At 75.4% G+C, this 637-nt stretch carries 1 protein-coding gene; it reads right to left on the reverse strand.

Going from position 1 to position 637, the window contains the following annotated elements; genetic code table 11:
• Positions 1–637, reverse strand: a 637-nt coding sequence (locus B7L92_RS37155; protein WP_143626474.1) for a DUF4139 domain-containing protein, incomplete at both ends; no start/stop codon positions are given.

The following is a 637-nucleotide window of genomic DNA, read 5'->3' on the forward strand; positions in this document are numbered from 1 at the left end:
CCGTGACCGGGCGGGGACCTGCCGCGTCGTATCCGGCGAACAGATCGGCCAGCCCCGCCGGGTGCTCGCGCCAGCCCGAACGGGCGGGGGCGGGCTGACTGCGTCCGATCCGGACCGAGTGGAGCCGGGGCAGGTCGGTGCGGCGGCGCAGGTCGGCGGTGGCCAGGGCGATGCGGACACCGGTCCAGTCCTCGCCCGTGCGCTGGGCGACCGACGCGCGCAGCACCAGACGCCCATCGCCCTCGCCCTGACGGCGGGTGAGGCGGTAGGACGGTACCCAGACGGCGCCGGGCACCCCGTACTCCACCTCCACCTCCACCTCCGCGCCGCTCGTGCCGTCGAGCGTCAGGACCGCGCACGACGAGGTCTCCACGTGCGCCGACGGGGCGTCGGTGGAGGCGCGGGACAGCTTGTCCTCGGCAACGCCGAGATCGTGTTCGGTCCGGCGCAGCTCCTCCTCCAGTTCGAGGAGCCGGCCGTGCAGCCCGGTCAACCGCTCGTCGACGAAGTCGGCGAGTCCCAGCCAGGCGTCGACCGGGGTGCGGCGGTGCGGGTCGTCCCGCTTGCGGGCCGGTGGCACCGGGCGCAGGGCCTTGACCTCCTCGATCAGACCCAGCTGCCGGTCCCGGCGGTCCCG

It is taken from the genome of Streptomyces viridosporus (genome assembly GCF_002078235.1).
Lineage (GTDB): Bacteria > Actinomycetota > Actinomycetes > Streptomycetales > Streptomycetaceae > Streptomyces > Streptomyces viridosporus.